This is a genomic window from Dorea sp. (assembly GCF_977044405.1).
The window spans coordinates 91288-116104 of sequence record NZ_CDRRQK010000003.1; the positions used below are offsets into that span (position 1 = coordinate 91288).

Consider the following 24817-nt stretch of genomic DNA (forward strand, 5'->3'; position numbering starts at 1 on the left):
ACAGTAAAATGGCTTTTATGAGAAAGAATTATTGTAAGTGTACTTATAAATATAATTAAAAACGTTGAAATATGACGTCATAAGGAGAAAAACATGCAAATAGTTATTGTAGAAGATGATGAAGGAATCCGCAAAGAATTAAAGCGGCTTTTAGAAAATGCATTCTATCAGGTGACAGTGATAGAATCATTTACAGATGTAGCAGGACAGATACGTGTATTGTGTCCTGCTGCGGATCTGGTTCTTCTGGATCTTAATTTACCTGGGGAATCCGGCTTTGATGTCTGCAGGAAACTCAGAGAATATTCAGATATCCCAATTATATTCCTGACCAGCAGAACAGACTCCATGGATGAACTGACCGGGATATTAAATGGAGCAGACGATTACATTACCAAACCTTTTAATCCGCCGATTTTACTGGCAAGAATAGGAGTGGTTTTAAAAAGAACTACCAGTAAAAACGCTGTGAAATCAACAAATGATACGATACACCTGGAATATAAGGGTGTCACATTGAATCTTGCCGGTGCCTACGTAGAACATGCCGGGAAGAAGACGGATCTTACCAAAAATGAGTTGAAAATCCTGCATCTTTTATATCAGAAAAAAGGGGAGATCGTACCAAGGATGGATATGATTGAATACCTGTGGGACAATGAAGTATTCATAGATGATAATACGTTAAGTGTTAATGTCACAAGACTTAGAAACAAGCTCTCAGAAATTGGAGTCAAAGACTTTATCGAAACAAAACGCGGAATGGGGTACCGGATATGAGATTTTCGGAATATATAAAAGATAAGATTTTGATCTTTTTATTGCATCTGCTGTGTATGATGCTTCTGATGGCATTCTTTTATATTACTGGATATAGTAAGAACGCATCTGCATTGATACTGATCTTCTGGTGGATCATACTGGTGCTTTGGATTCTGACGGGATATTACAGGCGGAAAAAATATTTTGACCAGGCGGCGCATATTCTGGAGGAGGTAGATCAGAGATATCTGCTTGGTGAACTGCTGCCGTCTTCTCCTTATCTGGAAGACCGTCTTTACAGAGATATGATACGGAGGTCTAATAAGTCGGTAATCGAGCGTATCCGTGAGATCGAAGAGGAACAAAAAGACTACCGGGATTATATCGAAAGCTGGGTACATGAGATCAAAGCACCAATTACCAGCATTCAGCTTGCATGTGAGAACCATAAAGATGAAGTAACCAGACAGATCAGTCTTGAGAACCAGCGCATCGAAAATGATGTAGACATGGTTCTGTATTATGCCCGGATGGAAAAGGTCTACAAAGATTATATGATTGAGGAGACCAATCTTGGAAAGGCGGCTTCGGAGATCTTCATGAAAAATAAGTACTATCTGATCAGCAGTGGGGTGCATGGTGAAGTAGCATGTCCGGATCATGTGTATACAGATAAGAAATGGATTCTTTTTATATTGAACCAGCTTGTACTAAACAGTGTAAAATATAAAAAACAAGATGTGGATGAACATCCATATATCCGCATTTATACCGAAAGATACGGCCATGGTGTCAGATTGGTCGTCGAAGATAATGGAACCGGCATTCGTACAGAAGAACTTTCACGGATATTTGAAAAAGGGTTTACCGGTTCAAACGGAAGAAACGGAAAGAAATCTACGGGTATGGGGCTGTATCTTTGCCAAAAATTATGTGAAAAGCTCGGCATTTCCATTGAAGCAGAATCTGTCCTGGGAGAAGGAACGAAGATGATTCTTACATTTCCAGTCAGCAGTTATCTTTCAAAAATGTAAGATAACTGAAAGATGCATCAATACAACTTTCTGGTCCAGGCGAGTAAAGTAAAAGGGAAAAGAAAACCATAAGATGAAAAATGATTGTCAGTGTCTGCATCTGGTGTAGATATGGACAATAATAAAAGATCAGAAAGGATGAGATAGATGAGAAGAAAAGACGAAAGAATTCCGGATGGAGAAATCCGGGTATGTGATGTAGAAAAATATTATGGAAATGATACGAATATCACGAAAGCTGTAGACAGGGTGAGCTTTTGCGTACAAAAAGGAGAATTTGTAGGCATCATGGGAGCATCCGGTTCCGGTAAGACGACACTTCTAAATATGCTCTCTACAATCGACCGCGTAACGTCCGGACATATTTATTATGGAAATACAGATATCACAGAACTGAGTGAAGATGCATTGTCAGAATTCAGAAAAGAGAATCTGGGATTTGTGTTCCAGGACTATAATCTGTTGGACACACTGACGATAGAAGAAAATATTATCCTGGCAATGACATTGCACAGTCAGAATAAAAAACAGATCTGGCAGCAATGCGATGAGATACTGAAGCTTTTACATATCGAAGAAATCAGAAACAAATTCCCGTACCAGGTATCAGGAGGACAAAAGCAAAGATGCGCCTGTGCAAGAGCACTCATCAACCATCCGAAACTGATCCTCGCAGATGAGCCGACAGGGGCATTAGATTCCAGAGCAGCACAGACATTATTAGAAACATTCCGTAAAATGAATCATGACATGCAGTCGACGATCCTTATGGTTACACATGATGCATTTTCAGCCAGCTATTGTAACCGGATTCTGTTTTTGAAAGATGGAAAGATATTTCATGAACTGATAAGAGGAGTAGAAGAAAGACGTGTATTTTTAAATAAGATCCTGGACGTACTTTCCCTGACGGGAGGTGAACTTTCAGATGTTCAGTAAGCTTGCATTTCGCAATGTCAGGCGTTCAGCCAGAGATTATCTGGTGTATGTACTGACAATGACATTCATAGTGGCACTGATATTTGCATTTAACAGTATTATTTTCTCCAGAGATCTCCAGAAAATGTATGAGATGGCGACGATGATGGCAGCAATGATCGGTATTGCAACATTTTTTATTGTACTGATCGTAGCATGGCTGATCAATTATATGGTGCGGTTCATGCTGGAAAAGAGAAGCCGTGAATTTGGCATTTATCTGCTGATCGGAATGAAGAAAAAGGAAGTATCAATACTCTATATGAAGGAAAATCTGATGCTTGGAGTAGGTTCTTTCGTCATAGGTCTCGGACTTGGGGTACTGTTACAGCAGGTGCTGATCGTAATCCTTTACACCATTGTGCAGGTGGAATTAAAACCACATCTGGAATTTAACCGGTACTGCCTTCTGATGACGGTATGCTGTTTTGCCGGATGTTATCTTCTGGCGTTATTCCGCTGCAGGAGAAGATTCCGTAAGATGAATATTCATAATCTGATGAGTGAAAGTCAGAAAAATGAAGAAATGAAAGAAGCGCATGAAAAACAAAAACGCATACTGCTGCCGGTGTCAGTATTATTTATTATCGCTTTTGGAGTCTGGATACTAAGTGGAAATGTTCAGTCTGTAGGTACGGCATCGGCTTTCCTGGCAGGTTTGTTTATTACTGTCTACATCTTTTATACAGGACTTTCGGCATGGATTATCTGTTATGTGGAGAAAAAAGGAAAAGGAATCTACCGGGGACAAAATCTGTTCCTGCTTCGCCAGTTTGCTTCAAAGTTAAAGACGATGCGGTTTACCATGGGGACGCTTACCGTGCTTTTTATGATCTCGTTTCTGGGATGTTCGGTAGCGTTGATGTTCACGGACTGGCAGAATCAGGTTTTGGAAATGAAGTTCCCGTTTGACGTACAGGTGAACAGCCGCAACCCGGAATATGATTTTGCACGGGAATTAAAAGTAGTCGCAAAAGAAACGGATATAAAAGATACATGCATATACCACATTTATGAAAATCATACGAATGAAATGAATACATGGCTGTATACGCATCTGCATTATTTTGGTGATACATATCTTAATGCAGATGGAACGCCAAATGAAAAGAAAATAAGCAAGGGTGCAGGGGATGCGACATATTGCAGATATGATACCTATATGAGTCTGAGTGATTATAATCATTTGAGAAGCATGCTTGGATATTCGGAAGAAACCCTTGGAAGTGACGAATATATCCTGCAGATGAAAAAAAGAGTATATAAAGAGACAGGAGACTTTACGGATGAAGTGAAGATCCAGGATCAGGGAGAGATACTGAAGTGTAAAAAGATCTGTACAGAGTCATTTTCACAGGACGGTCATAACGGAGGGGATTATATCATCGTTGTGCCGGATGAAAGGATACAGCATATGGCAGCATACTATTCTGAGCTTGCGGTAAGTGTGGATGGAAAAGTACCGGATAACCTGCAGAACAAACTGGATAATCTTTCTGATAAGCATGATTATGCAGGGCACACATATATGGAAGAAGAAAAAGATAATGTATGCTTTGGTACTGATACCGTTGTTACATATGATGCAGTGAATCTGGTGCGGGAAAATGCTTCGGCGGAGGTACGCTATATGCTGACATGCATTACATTTCCATGTATGTATATCGGACTTGTATTCCTGTGTATTGCACTGACGGTATTATCCGTACAACAGTTGAGCGATTCTGCAAAATACAGATTCCGCTATCAGGTACTTTCTAAAATCGGACTCGGGAAACGTGACATACACCGGACAGTACTCCGGCAGTTATCTGGCTATTATCTGTGTCCAGCGGTCTTTTCGGCGGTGATCAGCGGGATTATAGCTGTATATATGGGTGCGAGATTCAATTTTTATACAGGAGTCAGCACGCCGGTATTACAGTATTTTGCGATTTCATTTGTATTGTTCTTTGGTGTATATGTGATATATTTTGGAGCAACATATGTAGGATTTATCCGGAATATAGAAGAATAGGAGAGGGGCAGGTATGAGTAGAAACGCCATAAAATATCTTGCAATAATAACAATGTTCTGCAATCATTTTGCATATGTATTTCTGAAAGAAGGAAGTATCACGCAGGAAGTAATGATTGATATCGGGTACTTCACAGCGATTACCATGTGTTACTTTCTGGTGGAAGGATATCATTATACAAGATCTGTGAAAAAGTATGCCATGAGACTGCTGGTGTTTGGCATCATTTCCCAGCTTCCGTTCATGCTGGCGCTTAAGGAAGCAAACCTGAATATGATGTTCAGCCTACTTTTTTGTCTGGGTGTGGTGTGGATTATGGATCATGTGAAAAATAAGGGAGAGAGAAATGCGATTTTGAGCCTGCTGGTAATCTGCTCCCTGTGGACAGACTGGGCGCTTCTGGCACCGGTATTTACTATTATGTTTGTACATGCATATGGAGACAGGAAGAAAACAATGCTGGCTTATATAAAAGGAATCGGGATTTTCATGATTTTAAATATATTGTCATATAGGAATCTGTATGGCTTTGGTCAGGCATTGCTGCATTCGGTATGTGCATGTATCGGACCGGCAGTTTCGGGGATTCTGATACAGTGCGCATATAACAGGGATAAAAAGAGAAACGTATACCGATGGGAAAAATGGTTTTTCTATGGGTTCTATCCGGCACATCTTTTTGTCTTATGGTTGATACAGTTTGCAAAAGTATATATAGGGTGGTTATAATAATACCGGGACATGTGTAAGCGCATATAAATGCGATGAAACTGTCCCGGTATTTTAGAGCGTGTGCTGAAAAATCATTCCTGCAATCTATATGCCCCGCTTTGCGGGAGATTTTGCCTTCATTCAGTTGACGTAGCCCGCTACGCCGCCCCTTACTCAGATAAAATCTCCCACAAATTGTGATATATATCTTGCAGAAAGCATTTTTTAAGACATACTTTGGAGAAAAAATGAAGGAAGGATAAGTGTGCATATATAGGTGCAGACAATAGAATGAGACGGGATATGAAGAAAGAACAACTAAACCGGACATATGACATTTGTTTCTTTGATCTGGACGGAACGATCATTGATTCATCGCCGGGGATTACCAATTCGGTGATATACGCACTGAAAAAATTCGGGATAGAAGAAACAGACAGGGCAAAATTGTATAAATTCATCGGGCCGCCGCTTACGGATTCCTTTGCAAGGTTCTATGGATTTGATGAGAAGAAAAGCTGGCTTGGAGTGGAATATTACAGAGAGTATTATCAGGATACAGGCATCTTTGAGTGTTCGGTATATGATGGATTGGAGGAGTCTCTAAAAGAACTAAAGGCAGCGGGAAAGCGTCTCTTTGTTGCAACGTCCAAACCGGAGGTATACGCAAGAAGGATCATAGAACATTTTGGACTGGAAAAGTATTTTGAATATGTAGCCGGTATGGAGTTAGATGGAGGACGTGGAAGCAAAGCAGAAGTAATCGAATATCTGATCGATACGTGCCGGGTAAAGGAAAAGGATAAGATCCTGATGATCGGCGACCGTGAACATGATGTGCTGGGAGCGAAAAAAGAAGGTCTTGACTGTATGGGTGTATTATATGGATTTGGCAATCGTGAAGAACTGGAAAAAGCCGGGGCAGTGTGCATTGCAGATACACCGGAAGATATTGCAGATATCATTTTAAAATAATCATGAAAAAGTTGAACCCCAATACTTGACAAAACAGGAAGTTATTGTTATTATAAAAAAACAGAACGCACTCTGTTTTTTATAAAAGATAGAAAAGAGGTGCAATATGCAAAGAGTATTTTCATTATTGGTAGATAATAATCCCGGTGTTTTAAGCCGTGTGTCCGGTCTGTTCAGCAGACGTGGATACAGTATCGACAGCATTACCGCTGGAGTTACAGCAGATCCGAGATTCACAAGAATTACCATTGTATCCAGTGGAGATGAGCTGATCTTGTCACAGATCGAAAAGCAGGTCAGAAAGCTGGAAGATGTCATTGAAATCAAAGTACTTGATCCGGATGATTCGGTATACCGTGAACTGATCATGGTCAAGGTAAGAGCGAATAAGACGGAGAGAACGGAGATTATATCGGTAGCGGATATTTTCCGTGCGAAGATTGTTGATGTGGAGAAAGATTCCCTGATGGTGGAACTGACAGGAAATGGTTCAAAAGTAGATGCGTTTCTGGAACTGCTGGAAGGTTACGAGATTCTGGAACTTGCAAGAACCGGTATTACCGGACTTCAAAGAGGAATCAAGCATGTAACGATCATTGATCAGGACGGCAACATCAACAGACTATAACAGTTACATAATAAAAGACATTAAACAGAGACAAGCCCTGGGAAACGGGAAGCCCCATGTTTAAGAATAAAAAATGAATTTATTTTTTAGGAGGAATGCTAAAATGGCAGCAAGAATTTTTTATCAGGAAGATTGTAATTTATCAGTATTAGACGGACAGAAGATCGCTATCATCGGTTATGGTAGCCAGGGACATGCACACGCTCTTAACTTAAAAGAGTCTGGATGCGATGTTATCATCGGTCTTTACGAAGGAAGCAAATCATGGGCAAAAGCTGAAGCTCAGGGATTCAAAGTATATACAGCAGCAGAAGCAGCAAAACAGGCTGATATCATCATGATCCTGATCAACGATGAGTTACAGGCAGATATGTACAAAAAAGACATCGAGCCAAACCTTGAAGAAGGTAACATGTTAATGTTCGCTCATGGTTTCAACATTCACTTTGGATGCATCAACCCACCAAAGAATGTAGATGTAACAATGATCGCTCCTAAGGCACCGGGACACACAGTAAGAAGTGAGTACCAGGCTGGAAAAGGAACACCTTGTCTGATCGCTGTAGAGCAGGATGCTACAGGAAAAGCTTGGGATCGTGCACTTGCTTATGGTCTTGGAATCGGTGGAGCAAGAGCTGGTCTTCTTGAGACAACATTCAGAACAGAGACAGAGACAGACCTCTTCGGTGAGCAGGCAGTACTTTGCGGTGGTGTATGTGCACTTATGCAGGCTGGTTTCGAAACACTTTGCGAAGCTGGATATGATCCAAGAAACGCTTACTTCGAGTGTATCCATGAGATGAAACTGATTGTAGACCTGATCTATCAGTCAGGATTCGCTGGAATGAGATACTCTATCTCTAACACAGCTGAATATGGTGATTACATCACAGGACCTAAGATCATCACAGAAGATACAAAGAAAGCTATGAAACAGATCCTGACAGACATCCAGGACGGAACATTTGCAAAAGACTTCTTATTAGATATGTCTACAGCAGGACGTCAGGTACACTTCAAAGCTATGAGAAAACTTGCTGCAGAGCATCCATCAGAGAAAGTTGGAGCAGAGATCAGAAAGCTTTACAGCTGGAACGGAGAAGACAAACTGATCAACAACTAATCAGATACATATAACAACAGCAAAGGGTATGGCGGTCGCCATACCCTTTGCTGTTTAATACACTATTAAACACAAAAAAACCAGATCATTGACGGGATGATCTGGTCTTGGTTTGCAACTCGAGTTTAATCTCTATTATTAAGCAATTCCGTTAACAGCTTTTGTCAGACGGGAAATCTTTCTAGAGCATGTGTTTTTGTGGTAAACACCCTTGCTTCCAGCTTTGTTGATTTCAACGATTGCAACTTTTAATGCGTCTGCAGCAGCAGCGGCATCTTTTTTAGCTACAGCTGTTTCAACTTTCTTTACGCAAGTTTTTACTTTAGACTTGATTGCTTTGTTTCTAGCAGCTTTTGTTTCGTTTACTAAAATTCTTTTCTTTGCAGATTTGATATTAGCCAATTTGTCCACCTCCGATATCAATGTATTTCGATTTTAATTCGATTTCCAGTTCGTTAGAGCCGGACACGGACGATCTAACGAAACATACGAATTTATTTTATGTCATGAATCTCATTCTGTCAATACATATTTCAGGAAATCTTGGAAAAAATAGTAGAAACATGATTACTGTTCACTGGCAGGAATTTTCTGAACTGAAAATTCCATATGATACAGTAGTGCTACTGATAATGACGTATGAAAGGAAGAAAACGTGATGGTTGAAAAGTATACAATCCGAACGGATCTGGCGATGGAACAGAAAGAGCGGTTTGAATCAGATCATGTAGAAGTGTCAGGGGTCGTTCTGGAAGAAGAATATGATGAAGAAAAAGAGATTAAGATTACAACTGTTAAAATCGAAACGGAAAATGGAGCAAAGACGATGGGCAAGCCTGTGGGAACCTATCTGACATTGGAAGCTCCAAACCTTGCGGCGGGGGATGAAGGATACCACCGGGAGATATCGGAGACACTGGCTGGATTTCTGGCAGAATATATGCAGGATGAGAACAAAGGAAAGGAACAAAGAGATCGGTATTCCGTACTCGTAGTCGGACTTGGCAACCGGGAAGTAACACCGGATGCGCTGGGACCGTATGTGGTAGATCAGTTGAATATTACCAGACATATCGTGCAGGAATACGGAAAATATGCCATAGAAGAAGAAAATGGAAGAAGTGTCAGCGCAGTCGTGCCGGGCGTAATGGCACAGACCGGCATGGAGACGGCAGAAATCATAAAAGGGATTGTACAGGAGACCAGTCCGGATCTTATCATGGTAATCGATGCACTGGCTGCAAGAAGTACGAAGAGACTGAACCGGACGATACAGATATCGGATGCCGGGATTCACCCGGGAGCCGGAGTCGGGAACCACAGAAGTGCAATTACAAAAGATACAATGGGGATTCCTGTCATAGCAATCGGAGTACCGACAGTTGTGGATGCAGCAACGATTGTAAACGACACAATGGAAAACTTTATCGCAGCATTAGAAACATCGGACAGCCTGCGCGGAGTAGGGGTGGTACTTCAGGGATATAATTCCGCAGAAAAATATGAACTGGTAAAAGAATTAATCTCGCCACATCTGAATGGGATGTTTGTGACCCCAAAAGATATTGATGAGACGATAAGAAGAATCAGTTACACGATATCCGAGGCACTGAACATCCTCTTTTCCGGGAAAGCTGTGCATATTTCAAAGAACAGGGCATAAAGTAATAAGAAAGGAACAGGATAAAAAGAATGAGGTGATAAGGTGAAGAAAAAAGACAGGCAGGAACTCTTGATACAGACCGTAAAAGTACTGGCGGTTATCATCAGTGTGGTGTTATGCGTCTGCCGGTTTCCAGGAATATGGAGGCGTCAGGGGGATTCTTTGACCAGGCTTTGGACGGGAGAGATCACAGAACGGGCTGTGGAGATTATCATGCCTGCATTTTCTTACGGGAGTGCAATGAATCACGAAGGCATTTCTTCTGACGCAGAGATAAAAAGAGCACGTCCGGGACAGATGCTATGGACTATGCTGGCAGAGGCTGCCATGGCATTCTGGCCGGTAGGAACATATACGGCAGCGCAGGTGCAGGCAGATACAGAAGCAGAAGACGCGCAGATGTATGCATTCATTCTGGAACAGCAGGAACAAGATGAAAATGCCGTAGACGAGAACGGACAGCTGATCACAGCGGACAAACAGATTCCGGAGACGGTACAGGAAGCCGTTCCAAAGACAGCGGTTGACAGGGAAAAATTGAAAGATTACGAATACCTCATGAGTCATTTTTATACGGTAGACAGCAGTACAATGGCAGATCCGGATCTGATCAGCGCGGAGAAACTTCTGGGTAAGAGCATGAAGATTACCATGGACGGAACACCCAAAGTCCTCATATATCATACCCATTCACAGGAAATGTTTGCTGATTCAGTCAGTGGAGATCCAGGAACGTCAATCGTGGGAATGGGAACATATCTGACAGAACTATTGAATCAGAGATATGGAATACAGACATTACATCATGAAGGTGTGTATGATCTGGTAAATGGAAAACTTGACAGAAGTAAAGCGTATCAGCTGGCGGAACCAGAAGTGCAAAAAATCCTGAAGGAGAATCCCGGTATAGAGGTGGTGATCGACCTGCACCGGGACGGAGTTGCAGATACTACACATCTTGTAACGGAAATAGATGGAAAACAGACAGCACAGATCATGTTCTTTAACGGACTAAGCCGGACCAGGGCTAATGGTAATATCAGTTATCTTGCGAACCCATATCTGGAAGATAACCTGGCATTTTCCCTGCAGATGGAGATTGCAGCTGCGGAGTATTACCCGGGATTTGCAAGAAACATTTTCTTAAGAGCTTACCGCTATAATATGCATTTCAGACCGAAAACACTTTTGATCGAAGCCGGGGCACAGACGAATACGGTGGAAGAGATGCGTAATGCAATGGAGCTTCTGGCAGATCTTCTGCACCGGGTGCTGGCTTGATTCGGTAAATGTTTTATGTTAAGATAATCAAAGTATGGGAACATCTGTACTATTAAATATCTATTAAATATAGCGATAAAATATATAGCGATAAAATAACGAAAGGATATAGATAGAATGGCGAAAAAAAATACATATGATGCGGGCAGTATCTCCATCCTCGAAGGACTGGAAGCGGTACGAAAAAGACCCGGAATGTATATAGGAAGCGTATCCACAAAAGGACTGAATCATCTGATCTATGAGATCGTGGACAATGCCGTAGATGAGCATCTGGCCGGATATTGCAGTGAGATACAGGTGACGCTGGAAAAAGACGGATCGGCTACCATTGCAGATAACGGACGTGGGGTTCCGGTGGATCTGCATGCAACAGGAGTATCTGCTGCACGAGTGGTATATACAACCTTACATGCAGGAGGAAAGTTTGACGATTCTGCATACAAGACCAGCGGTGGATTGCACGGAGTAGGTTCTTCTGTTGTAAATGCATTATCTACCTATATGGATGTACAGATCAGCAGGGACGGATATATCCACCATGACAGATATGAGCAGGGAAAACCGGTACTTGAGCTGGAAAATGGATTACTTCCAACGATTGGAAAGACGAGAAAGACAGGAACGAAGGTAAACTTCCTTCCGGATGATACGATATTTGAAAAAACCAGGTTTAAGGCAGAAGAGGTAAAAAGCAGACTGCATGAGACGGCATACCTGAATCCGGCACTTACGATTATATTCGAAGATAAACGTGGCGAAGAGACAGAACATATCGTATATCATGAACCAGATGGAATCCTTGGATTTATCCGTGAGCTGAATCACAAAAAGGAGGCCGTACACGAACCGGTATATTTTAAAGGCGAAGCAGAGGGAATCGAAGTAGAAGTTGCATTCCAGTATGTCAATGAATTTCATGAAAATGTTCTTGGCTTCTGTAATAATATCTATAACGCAGAAGGTGGAACCCATCTGACCGGATTTAAGACGACATTTACAACAGCAATTAATCAATATGCAAGAGAACTTGGAATCTTAAAAGAAAAGGATGCAAATTTCACAGGTGCAGATATCCGTAATGGAATGACGGCAATCGTATCGATCAAACATCCGGATCCAAGATTCGAAGGACAGACGAAGACAAAGCTTGATAATCCAGATGCAGCAAAAGCCTGCAGCAAAGTAACGACCGATGAGATTATCCGTTTCTTTGACCGTAATCTGGAGACTCTGAAAAAAGTAATCGGCTGCGCAGAAAAAGCCGCAAAGATAAGAAAGACAGAAGAACGTGCGAAGACCAATCTTCTGACCAAACAGAAATATTCATTTGACAGTAACGGTAAGCTTGCGAACTGTGAAAGCCGTGATGCATCCAAATGCGAGATTTTTATCGTCGAGGGAGATTCTGCCGGCGGTTCGGCGAAGACAGCCAGAGACCGTATGTTCCAGGCAATCCTGCCAATCCGTGGTAAGATCCTGAACGTAGAAAAAGCAAGTATTGATAAAGTACTTGCCAATGCAGAAATCAAGACCATGATCAATGCATTTGGCTGCGGCTTTTCCGAAGGATATGGCAATGACTTTGATATCAGTAAGCTGCGCTATGATAAAATCATTATCATGGCCGATGCGGATGTGGATGGAGCACACATTTCCACATTGCTGCTTACCTTGTTCTACCGTTTTATGCCGGAGCTGATCTTTGAAGGACATGTCTATATTGCGATGCCGCCGCTTTATAAGGCGATGCCAAAGAAAGGCGAAGAAGAATATCTCTATGATGATAAAGCGTTGGAAAGATACAGAAAGACGCATGATGGTCCATTTACCCTTCAAAGATATAAGGGTCTTGGAGAGATGGATGCCGGGCAGCTCTGGGAGACAACGTTAAATCCTGAGACGAGACTGTTGAAGCTGGTTGAGATTGAAGATGCAAGAATGGCATCCAGTGTTACAGAGATGCTGATGGGATCAGAAGTTCCGCCGAGACGTTCGTTCATTTATGAAAATGCGACGGAAGCAGAGCTTGATATATAAGACGTTTTAGAAACTGACATATAAAGAAACTGATTCTCATATAAGTGGTTAAAAATAAGAAAATAAGACATATAAGACAGGAGAAAAAGAATGCAGGATTCACAGATCATCCGTACCGAATATTCGGATGTAATGAAAAAATCATATATTGATTATGCAATGAGTGTTATCATTGCCAGAGCCCTGCCGGATGTAAGAGATGGATTAAAACCGGTACAAAGACGTACTCTTTATGACATGCATGAACTGGGGATACGTTACGACAGACCGTATAGAAAATGTGCCCGTATCGTCGGAGATACAATGGGTAAATATCACCCGCACGGCGACAGCTCCATCTATGATGCACTGGTAGTGATGGCGCAGGAGTTTAAAAAGGGCATGATCCTGGTCGATGGCCACGGTAACTTTGGCTCTATCGAAGGAGATGGGGCAGCTGCCATGCGATATACAGAGGCAAGGCTTGCGAAGATCACACAGGAAGCATATCTGGCAGACTTAGATAAAGATATCGTAGATTTTATGCCTAACTTTGATGAGACAGAAAAAGAACCGGTCGTACTTCCGGTGCGTATTCCCAATCTTTTGGTGAACGGAGCAGAGGGAATTGCCGTAGGTATGGCAACCAGTATACCGACGCACAATCTGGCAGAAGTGATCGACGGCGTAAAAGCCTACATGAAAAATGATGAGATTACAACCAGACAACTGATGAAATACATCAAAGGACCAGACTTCCCGACCGGAGGAATTGTGGTAAATAAAGATGACCTTCCGGAAATCTATGAGACCGGGGTTGGAAAGATCAAGATCCGTGGAAAAGTAGAAGTAGAAGACATGAAAGGCGGAAAAAAACGTCTCGTGATCACAGAGATTCCTTATACGATGATCGGTGCCGGAATCGGAAAATTCTTAAATGACGTCTGCAATCTGGTAGAAACAAAGAAGACGACGGACATTGTAGATATTTCCAACCAGTCTTCCAAAGAAGGAATCCGTATCGTCATCGAACTGAAAAAAGGAGCAGATGTAGAGAACCTTACAAATATGCTCTATAAAAAGACGCGTCTGGAAGATACCTTTGGAGTCAATATGCTGGCGGTCGCAGATGGAAGACCAGAGACGATGGGATTAAAACGGATCATCGAAGCGCATGTGGATTTCCAGTTTGATATGGCAACCAGAAAATATAACACACTTCTTAAGAAGGAACAGGATAAAAAAGAGATCCAGGAAGGTCTGATCAAAGCCTGTGATGTCATCGATCTGATCATCGAGATCTTAAGAGGAAGCCGTAATGTCAAAGACGCAAAAGCCTGCCTGATGCATGGAGAGACAGAGAATATACAATTCAAGTCAAAAGTATCGAAAAAGATGGCAGCAATGTTAAGATTTACAGAACGCCAGGCAACGGCTATTCTGGAGATGCGCCTGTATAAGCTGATCGGTCTGGAGATTGAAGCACTTCAGAAAGAACACGAAGAAACACTTGGAAAAATCGCAAGATACGAAGATATTCTGAATAACTATGATTCAATGGCAGCAGTTATTATGGAAGATCTGGATCATATCAAGAAAGAATTTTCAAGAAAGAGGAGAACCGTAGTTGAAAATGCAGAAGAAGCAGTATTCGAAGAAAAGAAGATCGAAGAACAGCAGGTAGTCTTCCTGATGGACCGTTTCGGATATACCAGGACGGTAGACCAGAGCACATATGACCGTAACAAAGAGGCGGCAGATAACGAGAATAAATATATCCTGAACTGCATGAATACCGGCAAGATCTGTATCTTTACAAAAGACGGTAAGATGCATCAGGTAAAAGTGATGGACATTCCATATGGAAAATTCAGGGACAAGGGTCTTCCAATCGACAACATCAGTAATTACGACAGCACACAGGAAGAGATTGTCTATATCTGCGATGCGGAGCAGATGCGCTATGTCAAACTTTTATTTGCTACAAAACAGGGCATGGTCAAAAAAGTAGATGGATCCGAATTCCAGGTAACAAAGCGGACCATTGCGGCAACCAAATTGCAGCCGGAAGATGAAGTGATACAGATTCAGGTAGTTACAGAGAACCAGCAGATTGTCTTACAGACACAGGACGGATTTTTCCTGAGGTTTCCAGCAGATGAGGTTACGGAGAAAAAGAAAGGTGCTATCGGTGTCAGAGGTATCAGACTTAAGAAAAATGATGAACTGATTCATGTATATCTGTTCGATGACGGAACAGAATATAAGATAGAATACCATGAAAAAGAAGTTACACTGAATCGTCTGAAACAGGCAAAACGAGATGGAACAGGAACAAAATACCGGGGATAGCGAAGAAAAACCACGGGACACAACGTACAGAGGATAAAAGAAATGATACAGAATATAGAACCACACGAATACCGGAATGAATATACACCGGAACCGCCAAAAAAAGACAGCGTACTTTTATATTATGAAGGAAGAAAAGTTCTGGTAAAGATAGAAAACCAGGAGATTTCATTTTTGTCATTTGAAGAAGCAGGAAAGTATCATCCGGATATTTATGAAGAATATACGTATTTATTTTCCATTGATGGACAGGGATATTATCTGGCAGAGGGAATCGATCCGGAGAATTTTCCGGGATATGAACTGATGGATAATCAGTATTTCCGTGAAGCAAGACCAAAATACAGACAGTTTGCAGCGGTGACTGGATGGCAGTTATACCGCTGGTATCAGTCCAGGAAGTACTGTGGACACTGTGGCCAGCCGCTGGTACATGATGATAAAGAGCGTATGATGCGCTGCCCGGACTGCGGTATGATGGAATTCCCTAAGATTTGTCCGGCAGTTATTATCGCAGTGACACATGGAGATAAGATCCTGATGTCAAAGTATGCAGGCAGAGAATACAAAAAATATGCCCTGCTTGCCGGCTTCTGTGAGATCGGCGAACCGGTAGAAGAAACTGTACGCCGTGAAGTCATGGAAGAGGTAGGATTAAAAGTAAAGAATATCCGTTACTATAAGAGCCAGCCGTGGTCATTTACGGATACTTTGTTACTTGGATTCTTTTGTGAGCTGGACGGCGCGGAAGGAATCACCCTGGATACAGAAGAGCTTGCAATGGCAGAGTGGTTCGAACGGGATAACATGCCGGTAGAGGCAGAAGATTTAAGCCTGACAAATGAGATGATGATGGCGTTCAAACACGGGAAAGTGTAAAAAATACGCAAAATCCCTTGATTTTACAGAATATCGGTGTTATAGTTAATAACAGCTACATAAATCAACCGGCAGAAGAGTGGACATATCGTTCACTCTTCTTTGTTGCTTACGCATTTTGAAAAGACTGCCGGTTCTACAAGATATCAGAACACATACGAAAGGTCTGCATAAGGAGGATTTTAGATTGTCAAAAAGAGAAATGTATGAACAGAAAACAGAAGAGATCCTGCTTCCAATCGTGGAAGAATATGGATTTGAACTGGTGGATGTCGAGTATGTAAAAGAAGGAAGCAACTGGTACCTTCGTGCATATATTGATAAACCGGGGGAAATTGGAGTGAATGACTGCGAAGTAGTAAGCCGCAGACTTTCCGATATTCTGGATGAAAAGGATTATATCGATGATTCTTATATCCTGGAAGTCAGCTCGCCTGGACTTGGCAGACCGCTGAAGAAGGAAAAAGATTTCAAACGAAGCCTTGGGGAAGAAGTTGAGATCAGAACTTACCGCATGATAGATAGAAAGAAAGAATTTACCGGCATCTTAAAAGATTATGATGAAGAAACTGTAACGATCGAATTGGAAGATGAGACAACAAAAACATTTGAAAAAAGCGAAATTGCACTGATCAGATTAGCATTTGATTTTTAGTTGCACATGTAAGGAGGAATAAGACCATGAATACAGAATTATTAGAAGCATTAAATATATTAGAGAAAGAAAAAGATATCAGCAAAGAGACGCTGTTAGATGCAATTGAAAATTCTCTGATGAACGCCTGTAAGAACCATTTTGGAAAAACAGACAACATCAAACTGATCATGAACAAAGAGACATGCGAATATCAGTTATATGCAGAAAAGACAGTTGTAGAAGAAGTAGAAGACAAACTGGAAGAGATCAGCCTGGAAGATGCGAAAGAAATCGACAGCAAGTTTGAACTTGGTGATATCGTGCACATTCCGATCGAGTCCAAATCTTTCGGACGTATTGCAACACAGAATGCAAAGAACCTGATTCTTCAGAAGATCCGTGAGGAAGAGCGTAAAGTTGTATACGATCAGTATTTTGAAAAGGAAAAAGATATCGTAACAGGTATCGTACAGCGTTATGTTGGAAAGAATGTCAGCATCGACCTTGGTAAAGCAGATGCAATGCTGACAGAGAACGAACAGGTAAAAGGTGAAGTGTTCAAACCTACAGAGCGTATCAAGTTATATATCGTAGAAGTTAAGAATACAACAAAAGGACCTAAGATCTTAGTATCCCGTACACATCCGGAGCTTGTAAAACGTCTGTTTGAATCAGAAGTGACAGAAGTAAAAGACGGAATTGTAGAGATCAAGAGCATCGCAAGAGAAGCAGGAAGCAGAACAAAGATCGCTGTATGGTCGAATGACCCGGATGTAGATCCAGTAGGAGCATGTGTCGGAATGAACGGTGCAAGAGTAAATGCAATTGTAAATGAACTGCGTGGTGAGAAGATCGATATCATCAACTGGAGCGATAATCCGGCCATCCTGATCGAGAATGCATTAAGTCCTGCAAAAGTTATCTCTGTAATGGCTGATCCGGATGAGAAGACAGCAAGCGTTATCGTTCCGGACTATCAGTTATCACTTGCCATCGGTAAAGAAGGTCAGAATGCAAGACTGGCAGCAAGACTTACCGGATACAAGATTGATATCAAGAATGAGACACAGGCTATCGAATCAGGAGAACTTCCGGAGAACTATATGGAACTGAGCGAAGGTGTATTCGAAGAGGAATATGATAACGATCAGGAAGAAGTCATGGATGTAGAGGAAGTGGCTGATGAGACAGAAGTTCCAGAAGACGACGCAGAGATCACATTCAATGAAGTAGAGGATACAGAGGAATAGGTGATAATTCGTGGGAGCAAATAAAAAAGTTCCTATGCGTAAATGCGTAGGATGCCAGGAAATGAAAAATAAAAAAGAAATGATTCGTGTCATCCGCACATCGGAGGGAGAATTTCTTCTGGATGCAACAGGAAGAAAGAACGGACGCGGTGCTTATCTTTGCCCGGACAGTAACTGTCTTGCAAAAGCAGTGAAAAACAAGGGCCTTGAAAGATCCTTTAAGCAGGCTATCCCAAAAGAAGTGTATGAAGCACTGGAAAAGGAGATGGAAGTACTTGAGTCAGAGTAAAGCATTATCCATGATCAGTCTTGCCACAAAAGCCGGTAAAGTTGCAAGTGGTGAGTTCTGCACGGAAAAAGAAGTAAAATCCGGAAGAGCATATCTTGTGATCGTTGCGGGAGATGCATCAGACAATACAAAAAAGAAATTTCAGAACATGTGTGACTTTTATCAGGTCCCGATTTATTTTTACAAAGATAAAGATACGCTGGGGCATGCAATGGGAAAAGAATTCCGAGCATCTTTGGTAATCCTTGATAAGGGATTTGCCAAAGGGATCCGGAAACATATGGACACAGAGAATGAGACAATTGCATAGAGGAGGCAGATTATATGTCAAACAAAGATATAGAGACAACTACAAATGAAAATATAGAAAAATCAGAAACACCAAAGAAAAAGAACATCGTGCACGTATTCCGTCCGCAGAATACACAGAACGGCGGAAATAAAGGCAGAAGAACAGGTGGAAACCGTCAGGGACAGGGCGCACAGGGAAAAACTATGCAGGTTAATAACGGACGCCCATCCAGACGCCAGGCAGCAGATGACACAGCCAAGAGAACAGAGAGCGCAGACCAGGCACCAAAGAGAAATACAGAAAGAACATCCGACAGACCACAGACTTCCAGACGTCCGGAAAGAAATGACAGAAATGACGGAAGAGGCGACAACAGAAATAATAACCGCTCCGGCGAAAGACGTCAGGGAGGAAGAGACGGACGTTCTGACCGTCAGGAAGGAAGAGGCGGACAGAGATTCCAGAGAGGAGACCGTCCACAGAATGGCCGTTCCGACAGAAATCAGGGAGACCGTGACAACAGACGCGATAATAACCGTGGTGGAGATGACAGACAGGGACGCAAATTCTCAGACAGAAATGACAACAGAAGAAACGACAGAAAGAATAACCCAAGCATTCCTGCTCCTGCAATCGAAGGACAGAAGCCACAGAGAAAGAATGTAAAGGGTAAAGACGATCATAAGAAAAAAGATTACCGTCGTGATGATGAAGAAAGAATGCCAAAGGGCAAGAAGAAAAACGAGCCAAAACAGCAGCTTCAGAAGCCGCAGCAGAAAGAACAGAAGGTAGAAGAAGAGATCAAACAGATCACAATTCCAGAAGTTCTTACAATCAAAGAACTGGCTGATAAGATGAAGATCGTTCCGTCTGTAATCATTAAGAAACTCTTCATGCAGGGCAAGATCGCTACAGTAAACCAGGAGATCGATTATGAGACAGCAGAAGAGATCGCATTAGAATTTGACGTTCTCTGCGAGAAAGAAGAAGTTGTAGATGTAATCGAAGAACTTCTTAAAGAAGAGGAAGAAGACGAAAAGAAGATGAAAAAACGTCCGCCTGTAGTGTGCGTTATGGGTCACGTTGACCACGGTAAAACTTCCCTTCTTGATGCAATCCGTCATACGAATGTCATTGACCGCGAGGCTGGTGGTATCACACAGCATATCGGTGCTTATGTAGTAGAGATCAACGGAGAAAAGATCACATTCCTTGATACACCGGGACATGAGGCGTTCACAGCTATGCGTATGCGTGGAGCAAGCTCTACAGATATCGCTGTACTTGTAGTAGCAGCCGATGACGGTGTTATGCCACAGACAGTAGAGGCTATCAACCATGCAAAAGCAGCAGGTGTAGAGATTATCGTAGCCGTTAATAAGATGGATAAACCAAGTGCGAACATTGACCGTGTAAAACAGGAACTGACAGAGTACGAACTGATTCCGGAAGACTGGGGTGGAAGCACAATCTTCGTTCCAGTATCAGCTAAGACAGGCGAAGGTCTGGAAGATCTGATGGAAATGATCGCATTAACAGCAGAAGTAATGGAATTAAAAGCCAATCCAAACCGCCGTGCAAGAGGTCTTGTACTGGAAGCAAAACTGGATAAAGGAAGAGGTTCTGTTGCAAATATCCTGGTTCAGAAAGGAACACTCCGTGTCGGAGATCCAATCGCAGCTGGTTCTGCATTCGGTAAAGTAAGAGCCATGATGGATGATAAAGGAAGAAGAGTCAAAGAGGCCGGACCGTCTACACCAGTAGAGATCCTTGGACTGAATGACGTTCCAAATGCAGGAGAAGTCATCGTAGGATGTGCAAATGAAAAAGAAGCAAGAAACTTTGCCGAGACATTCATCTCACAGAGCAAGGTTAAGCTTCTGGAAGAGACAAAATCAAAACTTTCTCTGGATGATCTGTTTACACAGATTCAGGAAGGTAACTTAAAAGAACTTGGAATCGTAGTAAAAGCAGACGTACAGGGATCTGTAGAAGCAATCAAACAGAGCTTGCTGAAGCTTTCTAACGATGAAGTTGTTGTTAAGATCATTCACGGTGGTGTAGGTGCGATCAACGAATCAGACGTAAGTCTGGCTTCCGCATCGAATGCAATCATTATCGGATTTAACGTACGTCCGGATGCAACAGCAAAAGAAACAGCAGACCGTGAAGGTGTAGATATCCGTCTGTACCGTGTCATTTACAATGCAATCGAAGACGTAGAAGCTGCCATGAAGGGTATGCTGGATCCAGTCTTTGAGGAAAAAGTACTCGGACACGCAGAAGTGCGTCAGACATTTAAGGCTTCCGGAGTTGGAACAATCGCAGGATCTTATGTCCTGGATGGTGTATTTGAAAGAGACTGCTCTGTCCGCCTGACACGTGACGGTATTGTAATATTTGAAGGACCTCTGGCATCTCTGAAGAGATTCAAAGACGATGTAAAAGAAGTCAAAGCAGGTTACGAATGTGGATTCGTATTTGCTAACTTCAACGACATCAAAGAAGGAGACCTCGTAGAGGCATTCAAGATGGTAGAGATTCCACGCTAGGAGTTGATATAAATGAGAAAAAGAAGTATAAAAAATACAAGAGTAAACACAGAAGTGCAGCATGAGTTATCTAATATTATCCGCGGGGGCTTAAAAGACCCTCGTGTTGCACCATGGACTTCTGTTGTAGCAGCAGAAGTTGCACCGGATCTTAAGACCTGTAAGGCATATATCAGTGTACTGGGTGATGCTTATGAGCAGGAACAGACGATCAAGGGATTACAGAGTGCAGAAGGATATATCCGCCGTGAACTGGCAAGAACACTGAACCTTCGTAATACACCGGAGATTAAGTTCGTTCTGGATCAGTCTATCGAATATGGCGTGAATATGTCAAAGAAGATTGATGAAGTAACCAAGGATCTGAAAACGGAAGGTGTTGAGGAAGATGCTGAATAAAGTATTGGAAAGCGTGTCCACGATCGCAATCGGCGGGCATGTACGTCCGGATGGAGACTGTGTGGGTTCGTGTGTAGGACTTGGACAGTATATCCGTGAGAACTACAGTGATAAAACCGTAGATATATATCTGAAAGATATCCCGGAGTCATTTCATTTCTTAAAGGGAACCGAGACGATTCTGGAGTCCGTAGCAGATGAAGAGAAAGAATACGATCTCTTCATCGCACTGGACTGTGGGGATACAGGAAGACTTGATTATTCCAAACCATTACTGGATCATGCAAAGCATACATTTTGTGTAGATCATCATATCAGCAATATCGGATTTGCTGATGTAAATCATATTGTAGCGGAAGCAAGTTCTACATCAGAGCTTGTATATGGGTTGCTGGATGAAGAAAAGATATCGAAAAATGTTGCAGAAGCACTGTATCTTGGAATTGTACACGATACCGGTGTATTTCAGTATTCGTGTGCAGGACCGGAGACGTTCCGCGTGGCAGCGAAACTTCTGGAAAAAGGAATTGACGGACCAAAGATCATAGAAGATACATTCTATGCCAAATCCTATGCACAGAACCAGGTAATGGGACGGGCATTGATGGAAAGTATCCTGTTCTTAAATGGAGTCGGAATCGCTTCCTTTATCCGGAAAAATGTCATGGATTTTTACGGTGTAGTACCAAAAGATCTGGAAGGAATTGTAAGCCAGCTTCGGGTAACCGAAGGTGTAGAAGTGGCAGTATTCATGTATGAATTAAAACAGAATGAATTCAAAGTAAGCCTCCGTTCCAAGAGTGAACTGGATGTCAGCAAGATCGCGCAGTACTTTGGAGGCGGCGGTCACAAAAAGGCAGCAGGATTTACAATGGCGGGAACACCATTCGATGTGCTTAACAATCTGTCAAAACAGATTGAAGAACAGCTGGAAAAACTGGAAAAAACACAGGAGCAGTAAACTATGATACACGGAATCATAAATGTGTATAAAGAAAAGGGATTTACATCCCACGATGTGGTAGCAAAGCTTCGTGGAATTGTCGGTCAGAAAAAGATCGGCCATACGGGAACACTGGATCCGGATGCGACAGGTGTTCTGCCGGTGTGTCTTGGAAAAGCAACGAAGCTGTGTGATCTTCTGACGGATAAAGATAAGACCTATGAGGCAGTATTGCTTCTTGGAAGAACAACGGATACACAGGATACTTCCGGTGAGATACTGGAAGAAAGGAGCACGCAGGATCTTACAGAAAAAGCGGTAAGAGAGTGCGTTATGGGATTTGTCGGTGATTATGATCAGATACCACCGATGTATTCCGCATTAAAGGTGAATGGGAAAAAATTATATGAGCTGGCGCGTGAAGGTAAGACAGTAGAACGTAAGGCACGCCCGGTAAAGATCCTGGAGATCAACATACTGGATGTAGATCTTCCAAGAGTCAGAATGGAAGTATCATGTTCGAAAGGAACTTATATCCGGACATTGTGCCATGATATAGGTGAAAAACTGGGATGTGGCGGCTGTATGGAGTCGTTGATCCGTACCAGGGTATCGAGTTTTCAGATTGCAGATGCCAAGACGTTAAGCGAGATTGAACAGCTAAGAGGGGACGGTATCCTCAGTAAGATACTGGTCCCGATTGATGAAATGTTTCCTTCATATCCGAAAATCATAGTGAAAGAAAAGTGGAAAGCATTTGCAAAAAACGGCAATCCGTTAGAGCCAAAGATGCTGACAGATGGAAAAACGATACCGGCTGATGAAACACAGGTACGTCTCTATGATGAAGAAGGAAAGTTCATTGCCATTTATAAATGGAAAGAAAAAGACAGACAATACCATATCGTAAAAATGTTTTTTAACGATTAACGAGGACGAAAAATATGCAGTATATCAAATGGCTTGCGGATTATAAAGGAAGCGGCAGGACAGCAGTGACTTTTGGAAAGTTTGACGGGTTGCACAGAGGACACCAAAAACTGATATCAAAAGTCCATGAATTAGGAGAAAAAGAACATATAAGCAGCGTAGTGTGTGCGTTTGATATGACACCGTTATGGAAGGAAAAGAATATTGTACCACAGCTTCTGATGGTAGGAGAAGAACGGTATGAGCATGTGAAAACTGATGTTGATTATCTGATAGAATGCCCGTTTACAGAGTCTTTCCGTCAGGTAAGTGCAGAAGATTTTATTGAAAAGATCATCTATCAGCTGTTCCATGCGAAATACGTTGTGGTAGGAACAGATTTTAATTTCGGCTGTGAAAAACGGGGCGATGTAAAGATGCTGGCAGAATATGCAGATAAATATGACTATCAGCTGATCGTAATTGAAAAAGAGCGGTACAAAGACCGTATTATCAGCAGCACCTATGTAAAAGAAGTAGTAAAAGAAGGTAACGTAGGCCTGGCGGAAACCCTGCTTGGCTATCCGTATACAGTAGAAGGTGTTGTAGAGCATGGAAAGAAGCTTGGAAGGACACTGGGGTTTCCAACGCTTAATATTGCATGGCCGGAAAACAAACTGGTACCAGCACATGGGGTCTATCTCTGCAGAGTTCAGATTGACGGGGAAGAATATCCGGGAATTGCCAACATTGGTATTAAACCGACGGTAACAGAAGAAAAGCGGCTTTTGATCGAGAGTTTCCTGTTCGGATATTCCGGCAATGCATATGGAAAAAGTGCAAAGATCGAGCTTGTGGAATTCCGCAGACCTGAGCGTAAATTTGCCGGGGTGAAAGAGCTGAAAGAGCAGATAGATGGAGACATTGCAAGAGGAAAAGAATATTTTGGAATTGCGTAAATTTTCCTTTACATTGACTGGGGCATATGATATACTAAGCAACGTTGAAGCCGGTGTTCGGTAACTGGAAACTCCAACCGTTACTTAATACTTAAGTATGCAGTGGAAGATGTGAACAGCAGATTTCACGTATATCAGGCGTTTAGAATTATAAGAAAGAATAA

Annotated in this window: 24 protein-coding genes; 23 read left to right on the plus strand and 1 reads right to left on the minus strand. The window is 42.1% G+C overall.

The annotated features are described in order from the left end of the window. The first annotated feature begins 93 nt into the window (after positions 1-93). The 9 genes from ACWJAF_RS02380 (at position 94) to ilvC (ending at position 8229) form a co-directional block, all read left to right on the plus strand. Complete coding sequence (locus ACWJAF_RS02380) at positions 94-780, plus strand: response regulator transcription factor (RefSeq protein ID WP_296029911.1); 687 nt, start codon at positions 94-96, stop codon at positions 778-780. Beyond that, complete coding sequence (locus ACWJAF_RS02385) at positions 777-1796, plus strand: sensor histidine kinase (protein ID WP_448861945.1); 1020 nt, start codon at positions 777-779, stop codon at positions 1794-1796. The genes ACWJAF_RS02380 and ACWJAF_RS02385 overlap by 4 nt, the downstream gene beginning before the upstream one ends. A gap of 147 nt (positions 1797-1943) precedes the next feature. Beyond that, entirely contained in the window at positions 1944-2735 is a 792-nt protein-coding gene (locus tag ACWJAF_RS02390; protein WP_448861947.1) for an ABC transporter ATP-binding protein, read from the plus strand. Next, on the plus strand, positions 2725-4791 hold the full coding sequence (locus tag ACWJAF_RS02395) for an ABC transporter permease (RefSeq protein WP_448861949.1): 2067 nt from the start codon (positions 2725-2727) through the stop codon (positions 4789-4791). The genes ACWJAF_RS02390 and ACWJAF_RS02395 overlap by 11 nt, the downstream gene beginning before the upstream one ends. A gap of 13 nt (positions 4792-4804) precedes the next feature. Next, positions 4805-5521, plus strand: coding sequence for a TraX family protein (locus ACWJAF_RS02400; protein ID WP_448861951.1), 717 nt, complete (start codon positions 4805-4807; stop codon positions 5519-5521). Between the two features lie 63 nt (positions 5522-5584). Then, complete coding sequence (locus tag ACWJAF_RS02405) at positions 5585-5704, plus strand: DUF6783 domain-containing protein (protein ID WP_448861952.1); 120 nt, start codon at positions 5585-5587, stop codon at positions 5702-5704. 102 nt (positions 5705-5806) lie between these two features. Further along, a complete protein-coding gene (locus ACWJAF_RS02410) occupies positions 5807-6478 on the plus strand; it encodes an HAD family hydrolase (RefSeq protein WP_448861955.1) in 672 nt (223 codons plus the stop codon). A 106-nt stretch (positions 6479-6584) separates the two neighbouring features. Beyond that, on the plus strand, positions 6585-7106 hold the full coding sequence (ilvN, locus tag ACWJAF_RS02415; RefSeq protein ID WP_448861956.1) for an acetolactate synthase small subunit: 522 nt from the start codon (positions 6585-6587) through the stop codon (positions 7104-7106). Between the two features lie 103 nt (positions 7107-7209). Beyond that, complete coding sequence (gene ilvC / locus ACWJAF_RS02420) at positions 7210-8229, plus strand: ketol-acid reductoisomerase (protein WP_448861958.1); 1020 nt, start codon at positions 7210-7212, stop codon at positions 8227-8229. Positions 8230-8367: 138 nt separating this feature from the next. Here the strand turns inward: ilvC and rpsT are convergent, their stop codons facing one another. After that, positions 8368-8631 carry a 30S ribosomal protein S20 gene (rpsT, locus tag ACWJAF_RS02425; protein WP_296029894.1) on the minus strand — a complete coding sequence of 88 codons (264 nt, stop codon included), beginning with the start codon at positions 8629-8631 and terminating at the stop codon, positions 8368-8370. 256 nt (positions 8632-8887) lie between these two features. Here rpsT and gpr point away from each other — a divergent pair, with 256 nt between their 5' ends. From gpr to ribF, 14 genes are all read left to right on the plus strand, one after another. Beyond that, positions 8888-9892, plus strand: a complete 1005-nt coding sequence (gpr, locus tag ACWJAF_RS02430) for a GPR endopeptidase (protein ID WP_296029892.1) — start codon at positions 8888-8890, stop codon at positions 9890-9892. Positions 9893-9934: 42 nt separating this feature from the next. Further along, complete coding sequence (locus tag ACWJAF_RS02435) at positions 9935-11173, plus strand: stage II sporulation protein P (protein ID WP_448861960.1); 1239 nt, start codon at positions 9935-9937, stop codon at positions 11171-11173. A gap of 117 nt (positions 11174-11290) precedes the next feature. Further along, on the plus strand, positions 11291-13213 hold the full coding sequence (locus ACWJAF_RS02440; protein ID WP_296029889.1) for a DNA gyrase/topoisomerase IV subunit B: 1923 nt from the start codon (positions 11291-11293) through the stop codon (positions 13211-13213). A gap of 90 nt (positions 13214-13303) precedes the next feature. Further along, positions 13304-15544, plus strand: a complete 2241-nt coding sequence (locus ACWJAF_RS02445) for a DNA gyrase/topoisomerase IV subunit A (protein WP_296029885.1) — start codon at positions 13304-13306, stop codon at positions 15542-15544. A 42-nt stretch (positions 15545-15586) separates the two neighbouring features. Next, positions 15587-16423: an NAD(+) diphosphatase gene (gene nudC / locus ACWJAF_RS02450; protein ID WP_296029880.1), complete on the plus strand. Its 837-nt coding sequence runs from the start codon at positions 15587-15589 to the stop codon at positions 16421-16423. A 187-nt stretch (positions 16424-16610) separates the two neighbouring features. Further along, the gene (rimP, locus tag ACWJAF_RS02455) at positions 16611-17078 is read left to right on the plus strand and encodes a ribosome maturation factor RimP (protein ID WP_448861963.1); all 468 of its coding nucleotides are present in this window, start codon (positions 16611-16613) and stop codon (positions 17076-17078) included. A 26-nt stretch (positions 17079-17104) separates the two neighbouring features. Next, positions 17105-18310 (plus strand): transcription termination factor NusA, encoded by a 1206-nt coding sequence (nusA, locus tag ACWJAF_RS02460; RefSeq protein WP_296029876.1) that lies wholly within the window; start codon positions 17105-17107, stop codon positions 18308-18310. Positions 18311-18344: 34 nt separating this feature from the next. Continuing rightward, on the plus strand, positions 18345-18599 hold the full coding sequence (rnpM, locus tag ACWJAF_RS02465) for an RNase P modulator RnpM (protein WP_448862036.1): 255 nt from the start codon (positions 18345-18347) through the stop codon (positions 18597-18599). Positions 18600-18609: 10 nt separating this feature from the next. Then, entirely contained in the window at positions 18610-18909 is a 300-nt protein-coding gene (locus tag ACWJAF_RS02470; RefSeq protein ID WP_448862038.1) for a L7Ae/L30e/S12e/Gadd45 family ribosomal protein, read from the plus strand. A 14-nt stretch (positions 18910-18923) separates the two neighbouring features. After that, the gene (gene infB, locus ACWJAF_RS02475) at positions 18924-21443 is read left to right on the plus strand and encodes a translation initiation factor IF-2 (RefSeq protein ID WP_448861965.1); all 2520 of its coding nucleotides are present in this window, start codon (positions 18924-18926) and stop codon (positions 21441-21443) included. Positions 21444-21455: 12 nt separating this feature from the next. After that, positions 21456-21842, plus strand: a complete 387-nt coding sequence (rbfA, locus tag ACWJAF_RS02480) for a 30S ribosome-binding factor RbfA (RefSeq protein ID WP_006427574.1) — start codon at positions 21456-21458, stop codon at positions 21840-21842. Beyond that, positions 21832-22803: a DHH family phosphoesterase gene (locus tag ACWJAF_RS02485; RefSeq protein ID WP_448861967.1), complete on the plus strand. Its 972-nt coding sequence runs from the start codon at positions 21832-21834 to the stop codon at positions 22801-22803. The genes rbfA and ACWJAF_RS02485 overlap by 11 nt, the downstream gene beginning before the upstream one ends. Before the next feature lie 3 nt (positions 22804-22806). Further along, the gene (gene truB / locus ACWJAF_RS02490; RefSeq protein ID WP_448861968.1) at positions 22807-23715 is read left to right on the plus strand and encodes a tRNA pseudouridine(55) synthase TruB; all 909 of its coding nucleotides are present in this window, start codon (positions 22807-22809) and stop codon (positions 23713-23715) included. Between the two features lie 14 nt (positions 23716-23729). Beyond that, positions 23730-24653, plus strand: a complete 924-nt coding sequence (ribF, locus tag ACWJAF_RS02495) for a riboflavin biosynthesis protein RibF (RefSeq protein WP_296029864.1) — start codon at positions 23730-23732, stop codon at positions 24651-24653. Positions 24654-24817 lie beyond the last annotated feature (164 nt).